We start from the raw sequence: 10,066 nt of genomic DNA, 5'->3' as shown, positions 1-10,066 counted from the left end.
GTGATGCCGCTGGATGGATCAGGCCGGTCTCCGGGCTCATGAGCGGCGTTGGCCTGACTGCGCGCCTTCCCGCTTCTGTCGAGGCAGTGGCTCAAGGCGCAGTTTTCACTCATTTACCGTTGCGGGGGCAGCGCCGGGATCGTGGTGGTTCTTCGTGCGAAGACAACCCTCACCGGCTTCCCTGTTTCACTCTGTCGACGCAGGTCACAGAGCACCTGAAACAAGCCGCGAAGGTTAGAGGGTTGGGGGGGGAGCGTCAATTAAAGAGGCGGCCATCGGGCGAATAACTGCCGCCGATCAATTATCTGACGCCAATCTTGTGCCACACTGATACAAATGATATCAAAGAGCCATGCTTTTCCCGAAAAGCCCACTACAACAATAAAGGATGATGACGATGCAAGGCATGATCATCAGCAACCCGCGCCTGGAATTTCTGCGCCCGGTGCTTGAACGCTGGTTTGACTGTATCGACCGCTACAACGCCGTGCGCGGCGACAGCGACACCCCTTACTGGCATGACGAGAAAGCCAATCTCGGATTGCTCTCGGCAGCCGCCTGGATGGCTGAGCTGGTCACTTTGAACGACACTGCCACGCGCAAACAGAACGAAGAAGGCGAGCGCAATGCCCGCGCCGATCTGTTTCTCGCCGGCGCCGAAGACCGCGCCTTTATCCAGGCCACCCAGCGCTGGCCAAAGGTTACCAACCTCAATCTGACCCAAGCCCTGCTGGACATCACCAACGACGCCAAACGCATCAGTTATGCCAGCGACCTCAAGCTCGGCTGCCTGTTTGTCGCGCCGCAAAAAGCCCAGCACAGCGCCAGCCCCGAAGAGCTGCAGGACATGGTCGACGATCTGCAAAAGGAACACACCTGCGCGGTCGCCTGGTATTTCCCTTACGCCTACCGCAAGTTGCGCAGCGAAGCGGGCAACTATCACCCGGGCATCGCCGTGCTGTTCAAAGAGGCCCGCGGCTGAGCAGTTGAACCATCGGGCTTGCGCCCTCCTCTATGATTAGGAATGCATTCATAGGGAAGATCAGCAATGCGCAAGCCCCAGCTCGTTTTTGTCATCGCCTTCGCCGGAGGACTCGCCGCCTGCGGTGAAACCTCCAGCCTGCAAGTCTCCGACGGCACCGGCTCGTCGCCGAAGCTGCCCGAACCGAACAAGACCCTGATCCCGACGGTGAATATCGCCCCGGCAATCGGCTGGCCGGAGGGCGCTAAACCGACGGCAGCGACTGGCACGCAAGTCGCTGCATTCGCCGAAGGCCTCGACCATCCGCGCTGGCTTTACGTACTGCCCAACGGCGACGTGCTGGTGGCAGAAACCAATGCCCCGCCCAAACCTGATGACAGCAGCGGCATTCGCGGCTGGGTCATGAAGAAAGTCATGGGTAAGGCCGGCGCCGGCGTGCCGAGCCCGAATCGCATCACCTTGCTGCGTGACGCCGACCACGATGGCGTCGCGGAAACACGCACGGTGTTTCTGCAGAACCTCAACTCGCCGTTCGGCATGACCCTGGTCGGCAATGATCTTTACGTCGCTGACACCGACCGCCTGCTGCGCTTTAACTACGAACCGGGCGCGACCGAGATCAAGTCGCAGCCAATCAAGGTTGTCGATTTGCCTGGCGGCACGCTGAATCACCACTGGACCAAAAACGTCATCGCCAGCAAGGACGGCAGCAAGCTGTACGTCACCGTCGGCTCGAACAGCAACGTCGGCGAAAATGGTCTGGATAAGGAAGAAGGTCGCGCAGCGATCTGGGAAGTCGATCGGGCGACCGGCAATCACCGGATTTTTGCCTCAGGCATCCGCAACCCCAATGGTCTGGCCTGGGAGCCGAAAAGTGGCGCGCTGTGGACAGCTGTCAACGAACGCGACGAGATCGGCAGTGATCTGGTGCCGGACTACATCACCTCTGTCAAGGACGGTGGTTTCTATGGCTGGCCGTTCAGCTACTACGGCCAACATGTCGATGTCCGCGTTTCGCCGCAAAACCCCGACCTGGTGGCCAAGGCCATCGCCCCGGATTACGCGGTCGGGCCACACACCGCCTCGCTGGGCTTGAGTTTTGCCGAGGGCAACACGTTGCCGGCGCAGTTCAAGGAAGGCGCGTTTATCGGCCAGCACGGCTCATGGAACCGCAAACCGCACAGTGGTTACAAAGTTATTTTCGTACCGTTTACCGGTGGCAAGCCGAGCGGCACACCGGTGGATGTCCTGACCGGGTTCCTCGACAAAGACGAGAATGCATTGGGGCGGCCGGTGGGCGTGGTGATCGACCAGCAGGGTGGCTTGCTGGTGGCGGATGATGTCGGCAACAAGGTGTGGCGAGTGTCGGCCACGAAGTGATGCTGGATGTGACCTGAAACAACTGTGGGAGCGAGCCTGCTCGCGAATGCGGAGTGTCAGTCTCCATTGAGTTGACTGATACACCGCTTTCGCGAGCAGGCTCGCTCCCACATCAGGATTGCTGCGATTTTACTACGGGTTATGCGCCAGATGCTCCGGCTGCAACACCCGCTTGGCACTCAGATAAGCCTTCTGCCAATACGCCTTCGACAGACTGTCCAGCTTGACCGTGCCACCCGTGGCCGGCGCATGTACAAAGCGCCCTTCGCCGACGTAGATCCCCGCGTGACTGACCTGCGAGCCGCCATTGGTGGCGAAGAAGATCAGGTCGCCGGTCTGCAGGCCTTCCTTGCCGACATTCGGTGCCTGCATGACGATCATCTCGCGTGTGGAGCGTGGCAGAGAGATTCCCGCCGCATCGCGATAGACAAACCCGATCAGCCCGCTGCAATCAAACCCCGAATCCGGCGTGTTGCCGCCCCAGCGATAAGGCGTGCCCACCAGGCCAAGCGCGCGAAACAGCACGTCTTCAGCAGCAGGTGAAAAAGCTTGGGAGGGGCCGAACACGACCGGCGCGCGAACCACCGGCGCAGGAGGCGGTGTGCGACTGGCGCAGGCGCTGAGCAGCGCTGCGAAGAAGATCAAAGTGAGGCGGGCCGACATCGTCATAAGCAGAACATCCTGATCTGGCTGCGGCTTTTTCTGCCGGAGGACAGAAAACAAAACCGCCTGCGTGAGCACGCAGGCGGTTTGCCATCAATATAGATACAGGATTCTAGCGGCTACGCGGCAAACTTCAAGTAAGACTTTAACTTCACCTTGTAAAGTCTAGGTCTACTCCGTTACCGGAAGCCTGATTGTCGCCGCGAACGCAGCGACAACGGGGGATTACTTGCGAGCAGTGACTACAGTCGGAGCGTTGGCCAGAGCGCGTTTCGCTTCGATGAAGGTCTTGCTCCAGTAGCTGTCACCCAGGCTGTCGATGCGAACACCGCCGCTGCGACGACTGCTGGAGTGGATGAACTGGTTGTCACCGAGGTAGATCCCGGCGTGACTGACACGACCGCGACGACCGTTGGTGGCGAAGAACAGCAGATCGCCCGGCTCAAGGTTGCTGCGCGACACGAGTGGCGCATCAACGTTGATCATTTCGCGGGTCGAGCGTGGCAGGTTCATGCCGGCTTCTTCGCGGAACAGGTAGCCGATGAAACCGCTGCAATCGAAACCGGCTTCAGAGGTACCGCCGAAACGGTAACGGGTACCGATCAGGGACATGCCGCGTTCGAGGATGCTGTCGGCCAGAACAGGAAGCTGATAAGGCTTCTTGCCATTGAATTCGTTGAGTTCTTTTTCGGTGTCCAGCTCTTCCTGGTAAATAACGGAAGACTGGGCCGTGGCAGAATTTTTAACCTGTTGAGGCTGCTCTTGAACTGGAGAATGAGCAGCGCAACCGTACAACAGGGTGACGAGTGCGAGAGGCACGAGGGGTGCGAAGCGCTTTAGCATGGGCACGACCGTGGCTGATAGTTGTAAAGAAGCCGAGACTATGCCCGCTATCAACCTCATTTGCAAATTCAATCGATCTTTTTGTGACTTCTCGGTTTCTCGTTTACATCTAAGCGCTTAAGCCCATTTGAACCGATACGCGGCCTGCACACCCTGCAGGAAAGCGGATTTTCTGGCGCCTGAAATATGCCGAGACACGCTGAAAGCCGCGCCGTTACCAGCCTAGCGTTTCTTTCAGGAAGGGAATGGTCAGCTTGCGCTGAGCCTGCAACGAAGCCTGATCGAGCTGTTCAAGCAAGTCGAATAGCGCACTCATACTGCGGGTGCCGCGAGTCAAAATAAAATGCCCGACTTCATCGGTCAGGTGCAGACCGCGACGCGATGCGCGCAACTGCAAGGCGCGCAATTTGTCTTCATCGGAGAGCGGACGCATCTGGAAAATCAGCGCCAGGGTCAGGCGCGATTTCAAGTCAGCCAGTTTGACCGGCAGTTCACGCGGAGAAGTGGAAGCGGCGATCAGCAGACGCCGACCGCTGTCACGCAGACGGTTGAACAGATGAAACATCGCCTCTTCCCAATCAGCCTTGCCGGCAATTACCTGCAAGTCATCCAGGCAAACCAGTTCGTACTGCTCGAGGTTGTCGAGGATTTCGACGCCGCGATCCATCAACTCGGCCAACGGCAAGTACACCGCCGGCTCGCCCATTTGCTCAAAACGCAGACATGCTGCCTGCAACAGATGCGTACGCCCTACGCCGTGTTTGCCCCACAGGTAGATCAGGCTTTCTGTCCAGCCGGCGTCGGCTTCGCATAGACGCTCGACATAGCCGAGTGCAGCGGCATTGGCGCCTGGGTAGTAGTTGATGAAGGTGGCGTCGTCACGCAGACGCACACCTAGGGGCAGCTGAATCGGTTTCATGCTGACTGAACAGTTCTCAAGGAACCGTTAGTGGCCTCTGTGTAAAGTTTGCGAAGTTTATACCCGTGAAGCTGAGCGCACAATGCGACAGAGTCCAAGCAAAATCAAAGGTTTGCGTTAACACGCTGGTTTTATGACAGATTCTTTGGCGCCAACGCCTGCAGGACGCGGGCCAACCCGGCTATTCGCCGGGCCGCCCTGCCCGATTACAACTGCGGATCGTCGACACCACTATAGATGTCAGAATCCTTGTACAAGTCGTGCACATGGCGCACCAGCACCATGATCACCGCCGCCACTGGCAACGCCAACAGCACACCGGTGAAACCGAACAGCTCGCCACCGGCCAGAATCGCAAAGATCACTGCCACCGGATGCAGACCGATACGATCACCCACCAGCAGCGGGGTCAGCACCATCCCTTCCAGCGCCTGACCGACCATGAACACCGCGACGATCCCGACCATCGGGTACAGATCGCCACCGAACTGGAACAAACCGGCAATCAGTGCCGCGCCAATACCGATCACGAAGCCCATGTACGGCACGATGGCCGCCAGACCCGCGATCAGACCGATCAACAGCCCCAGCTCCAGCCCGACGATCATCAGACCCGCTGCGTAAATCACCCCCAGTGCCACCATCACCAACAACTGACCGCGAACAAACGCACCCAGTACCTCATGACACTCACCGGCCAGCGATACGATGGTCTCTTCCCGATCACGCGGCAGCAGGCTGCGGATCTTGGCCATCATCACGTCCCAGTCGCGCAGCAGGTAGAAACTTACTACCGGGATCAGCACCAGATTGGCCAGCCAGCCGATCAGCGCCAGACTGGAGGCCGTTGCCTGACTCAGCACCACGCCAACAATGTCGGTGGTCTGACCCATGTGCTCGCTGATTGCGGCCTTGACCTTATCGAACTTCCAGAAACCGTCCGACAGCCCCAGCTTCGACTGTGCCCACGGCACTGCCGTGTGCTGCAGCCAATCGAGCATCTGCGGTGCCAGTTCGTACAGTCGCAGCAACTGTTTGGCGAGCATCGGCACCAGCACCAGCATCAGCGCCGTGACGATCAGGGTGAACAAAGCAAACACCGCGATCACGCCCCAGGTGCGCGACAAACCAAGTCGCTCCAGGCGATCCACCAGTGGATCGAACAGATAAGCCAGCAGCAGCGCCACCAGAAACGGCGTGAGGATCGGGTGCAGCAACCACACAAACGCGCAAAGCAGGACAACCCCACCAAGCCAGAACCAACGCCGCGTATCGGCCATGTACCACTCCTGAAGCTTCTATATAAGGAAAGACTTACCAGCGAAACCGCAACGACGGTGCTGCCGGGCTCGGGGCCGGAGCCGCGACCGGTGCCGCACCTGCAACCGCAGGCTGTGGCGCAGCCACCGGTATCGGCGCCTCGGCCGGCAACTCCTGCAACCTGGCCAGCGACAACTGCGCACGCATCTGATCGGCGCTGCCATTGACCCGATAGACGATGCGATCGCCGTCAACACTTTGCAGACGCACGCCAAACGGTTCGAGTAACCGTAACAGCGCCGCGTAGTGCTCAAGATTCATACCCTGCACTTCCAGAATCTGCTGGCCCGAAGCGCCGGGTTTGGCCACGAAACGTGGTGCCAGGCGCTCGGCCACTGCGAGCATTACCGCGTCTGCCACAGCGGCCTGATCGGCGCCCTGCACACTGCCCGCCTCTTTCTGGTCGCCCAGCCACAAGTGCCACTTGGCCTGCCACTGCCCGCCTTCTTCACGGGCATGCACCGCCAGCAAGGCGTCAGCGTTATAGCGTTCGGAAGCGCCGCGTAACGGTGCCGGATCCGTGCCTTCCAACGCTGGCGCCGTGGCAACCAATTGCTCGCTCAAGTCCGCCAAAGGCAAACGCAATGGCAAACCGCGATGTTGCGCAGCTCGACGTAAGGGCGCGGCAGCGGCTTGACCATCGCCAACCAGACTCGACCCCTCAGCCGAGTCGTTCAGCCACCAACTCAGGATCGACGGCCGACTGGCGCCCCACACCGACAACCCGGCACGCCGCAGCGCCTGCTCGGTGGTCGCCGGATCGAAATCAACCTTCAGCACCTCCGGCGGCCCGGCATCGAAACCGAATTGACTGATGATCTGCTGCGGATCCTTGCGAATCGCCGCCAGCCCCGGGTTTTGCGCAGCCTTCGGATCGCCGGTCAGGCGCAACACCAATGTATCGAGAGCCGCTTGAGTGGCGCGATCACGCTCCTCCGGCGCCTGGCCATTGACCGGTTCACGTACTTGATAGAGGCCTTTGAGGTTTTCGGCGTGACTCGCCAGGCTGATCAGCGACAAACAACCCACAAACAACAATTTACAAAAACGCATGGAAAATTCCCGTCGACAGGAGCGGCTGGAACAGGCCGCGTGAATCGGTTGAGCAAGGCTGTGACAATCTGCCAGCACCAAACATTCACACGACAGCGGTAAGTTTTTGCACAGTGATAACGATAGACGGTTAATCGCCCCACCTTATACAGGCGTTCATACGGCTCATTTGCAAAAAATTTCCATGGATATGGCCCTGCCCGTCGGTGCGAGGATGGCCGCTGCCCCTCAAGCCTGATAAAATCGCGCGCCTTCGCAGACCGGCAACAGCCGGGCACCTCGAAACTCGCGTGAGGCCATCGCCCCGTCGATTTCGAAGTTCCCGCTGAACTCGGTCGTTACCCCTGAATCCCCTCCCCTAAAGGCCTGGATCATGAGCAAGCAACCCTCCCTGAGCTACAAGGACGCCGGTGTAGACATCGACGCCGGTGAAGCATTGGTCGAACGCATCAAGAGCGTCGCCAAGCGCACTGCGCGCCCGGAAGTCATGGGCGGCCTGGGCGGTTTCGGCGCCCTCTGCGAAATCCCGGCCGGCTACAAGCAGCCAGTGCTGGTTTCCGGCACCGACGGCGTCGGCACCAAGCTGCGTCTGGCGCTGAACCTGAACAAGCACGACAGCATCGGTATCGACCTGGTTGCCATGTGCGTGAACGACCTCGTGGTTTGCGGCGCTGAGCCACTGTTCTTCCTCGACTACTACGCCACCGGCAAACTCAATGTCGACACCGCTGCCCAAGTGGTGACCGGCATCGGCGCTGGCTGCGAACTGTCGGGTTGCTCGCTGGTTGGCGGCGAAACCGCTGAAATGCCAGGCATGTACGAAGGCGAAGACTACGACCTGGCCGGCTTCTGCGTCGGCGTCGTGGAAAAAGCTGAAATCATCGACGGCTCGAAAGTCGCCACCGGTGACGCTCTGATCGCGCTGCCATCGTCCGGCCCGCACTCCAACGGCTACTCGCTGATCCGCAAGATCATCGAAGTGTCCGGTGCCGACATCGAAAACATCCAGCTCGACGGCAAACCGCTGACCGACCTGCTGATGGCCCCGACCCGCATCTACGTGAAGCCGCTGCTCAAGCTGATCAAAGACACCGGCGCCGTCAAAGCCATGGCCCACATCACCGGTGGCGGCCTGCTCGACAACATCCCGCGCGTTCTGCCAAAAGGCGCTCAGGCGGTGGTTGACGTGGCTAGCTGGACTCGCCCTGCGGTATTCGACTGGCTGCAGGAAAAAGGCAACGTTGACGAAACCGAGATGCACCGCGTGCTGAACTGCGGCGTTGGCATGGTTATCTGCGTGGCTCAGGAACACGTAGAAGTTGCGCTGAACACCCTGCGTGACGCTGGCGAACAGCCTTGGGTCATCGGTCAGATCGCTGCCGCTGCCGAAGGCGCTGCTCAGGTTGATCTGCAGAACCTTAAGGCTCATTAATGTCCGCAACCTGTGATGTCGTGGTGCTGTTGTCCGGCACCGGCAGTAACTTGCAGGCTCTGATCGACAGCACGCGGACCGGCGACAGCCCGGTCCGCATCGCTGCAGTGATTTCCAATCGCGCCGACGCCTACGGCCTGCAACGCGCCAGTGATGCGGGTATCGCCACCCGTTCACTGGATCACAAGGCCTTCGAAGGTCGCGAGGCCTTCGATGCTGCTCTGATCGAACTGATCGACGAATTCCAACCGAAACTCGTGGTGCTGGCCGGCTTCATGCGCATTCTCAGCGCTGACTTCGTTCGCCACTACCAGGGTCGCCTGCTCAACATCCACCCGTCGCTGCTACCCAAATACAAAGGGTTACACACTCATCAGCGCGCGCTGGAGGCCGGCGACACGGAGCACGGCTGCTCCGTGCACTTCGTCACCGAGGAACTCGATGGCGGACCACTGGTCGTACAGGCAGTATTACCGGTAGAGTTGCACGACACGCCGCAGAGTCTCGCGCAGCGAGTCCACGTTCAGGAACACCTGATCTACCCGATGGCAGTACGCTGGTTTGCCGAAGGCAGGCTGGCACTCGGTGAACACGGTGCTTTACTGGATGGCCAGTTACTCGCGGCCAGCGGCCACTTGATTCGAAACTAGGAGATATTATGCGTCGCGCCCTGCTCTTCGCTTGCGCTCTGCTCGCCCTGCCCTTCGCGCAGGCAGCCGAACTTCAACCGTTCTCCGCCAGCTACACCGCCGACTGGAAGCAACTGCCCATGAGCGGCACCGCCGAGCGCAGTCTGGTCAAGGAAGCCAATGGCGTCTGGAAGCTCAGCTTCAAGGCCTCGATGATGATCGCCAGCCTGACTGAAGAAAGCACCCTGACCCTGGACAAGGACACCCTGCTGCCGCAGTCCTACCACTTCGAACGTGGCGGCCTGGGCAAAGCGAAAAAGGCTGATCTGGATTTCGACTGGAACAGCAAAATGGTCACCGGCACCGACCGTGGCGACGCGGTGAAAATCCCGCTGAACCGTGGCATGGTCGACAAGTCCACCTATCAACTGGCACTGCAGCATGATGTGGCAGCCGGCAAGAAGACCATGAGCTATCAAGTGGTCGATGACGGCGAAGTCGATACCTATGACTTCCGCGTGCTGGGTTCGGAAAAAGTCGAAACCAAGGCTGGCAAGATCGATGCGATCAAGGTCGAGCGCGTACGCGACCCGACACAAAGCAAGCGCATCACCGTCCTCTGGTTCGCCAAGGACTGGGATTACCTGCTGGTTCGCCTGCAACAGGTTGAAACCGACGGCAAGGAGTACAACATCATGCTCCAGGACGGCACCGTCAACGGTAAAACCGTTAAAGGCAGCTGATCCGCCGCAAGAACAAAGAGCCTCGCGAAATGCGGGGCTTTTTTTGGTCTGCACTTTAGCCCGACCTTTTGTGTCACCTTCACCCCTCACCTGATCTGGCTT

General features: G+C 59.6%; 10 protein-coding genes and 1 riboswitch. Of the genes, 5 read left to right on the top strand and 5 right to left on the bottom strand.

Features of this window, described 5'->3' with window-relative positions:
• Positions 1 to 4: 4 nt before the first annotated feature.
• A riboswitch (cobalamin riboswitch) is annotated at positions 5 to 234 on the bottom strand.
• Between the two features lie 163 nt (positions 235 to 397).
• Positions 398 to 982: a hypothetical protein gene (locus M5G26_RS28070; protein ID WP_077571724.1), complete on the top strand. Its 585-nt coding sequence runs from the start codon at positions 398 to 400 to the stop codon at positions 980 to 982.
• 66 nt (positions 983 to 1,048) lie between these two features.
• Positions 1,049 to 2,362, top strand: coding sequence for a PQQ-dependent sugar dehydrogenase (locus tag M5G26_RS28065; RefSeq protein ID WP_273917051.1), 1,314 nt, complete (start codon positions 1,049 to 1,051; stop codon positions 2,360 to 2,362).
• A 132-nt stretch (positions 2,363 to 2,494) separates the two neighbouring features.
• On the opposite strand, the gene M5G26_RS28060 is transcribed toward M5G26_RS28065, so the two are convergent.
• From M5G26_RS28060 to M5G26_RS28040, 5 genes are all read right to left on the bottom strand, one after another.
• Positions 2,495 to 3,031 carry a C40 family peptidase gene (locus M5G26_RS28060; RefSeq protein WP_034156233.1) on the bottom strand — a complete coding sequence of 179 codons (537 nt, stop codon included), beginning with the start codon at positions 3,029 to 3,031 and terminating at the stop codon, positions 2,495 to 2,497.
• Between the two features lie 219 nt (positions 3,032 to 3,250).
• Entirely contained in the window at positions 3,251 to 3,868 is a 618-nt protein-coding gene (locus M5G26_RS28055) for a C40 family peptidase (protein ID WP_007919826.1), read from the bottom strand.
• A gap of 214 nt (positions 3,869 to 4,082) precedes the next feature.
• A complete protein-coding gene (gene hda / locus M5G26_RS28050) occupies positions 4,083 to 4,787 on the bottom strand; it encodes a DnaA regulatory inactivator Hda (RefSeq protein ID WP_007919828.1) in 705 nt (234 codons plus the stop codon).
• A 206-nt stretch (positions 4,788 to 4,993) separates the two neighbouring features.
• Positions 4,994 to 6,067: an AI-2E family transporter gene (locus M5G26_RS28045; RefSeq protein ID WP_102900818.1), complete on the bottom strand. Its 1,074-nt coding sequence runs from the start codon at positions 6,065 to 6,067 to the stop codon at positions 4,994 to 4,996.
• A 34-nt stretch (positions 6,068 to 6,101) separates the two neighbouring features.
• Positions 6,102 to 7,160: a DUF2066 domain-containing protein gene (locus M5G26_RS28040; protein WP_273917050.1), complete on the bottom strand. Its 1,059-nt coding sequence runs from the start codon at positions 7,158 to 7,160 to the stop codon at positions 6,102 to 6,104.
• 373 nt (positions 7,161 to 7,533) lie between these two features.
• On the opposite strand from M5G26_RS28040, the gene purM reads away from it, so the two are divergent.
• Genes purM through M5G26_RS28025 form a run of 3 tightly spaced genes read left to right on the top strand, consistent with a single transcriptional unit; the run spans position 7,534 to position 9,964 of the window.
• The gene (gene purM, locus M5G26_RS28035; protein ID WP_077571719.1) at positions 7,534 to 8,592 is read left to right on the top strand and encodes a phosphoribosylformylglycinamidine cyclo-ligase; all 1,059 of its coding nucleotides are present in this window, start codon (positions 7,534 to 7,536) and stop codon (positions 8,590 to 8,592) included.
• Positions 8,592 to 9,242 carry a phosphoribosylglycinamide formyltransferase gene (purN, locus tag M5G26_RS28030; protein ID WP_007919841.1) on the top strand — a complete coding sequence of 217 codons (651 nt, stop codon included), beginning with the start codon at positions 8,592 to 8,594 and terminating at the stop codon, positions 9,240 to 9,242. The genes purM and purN overlap by 1 nt, the downstream gene beginning before the upstream one ends.
• 8 nt (positions 9,243 to 9,250) lie before the next feature.
• Complete coding sequence (locus M5G26_RS28025; protein ID WP_102900814.1) at positions 9,251 to 9,964, top strand: DUF3108 domain-containing protein; 714 nt, start codon at positions 9,251 to 9,253, stop codon at positions 9,962 to 9,964.
• Positions 9,965 to 10,066 lie beyond the last annotated feature (102 nt).

This window comes from Pseudomonas sp. TNT2022 ID642 (assembly GCF_028656995.1).
Classification (GTDB): Bacteria; Pseudomonadota; Gammaproteobacteria; order Pseudomonadales; family Pseudomonadaceae; genus Aquipseudomonas.
This window is presented reverse-complemented; position numbering and strand designations above follow the sequence as displayed.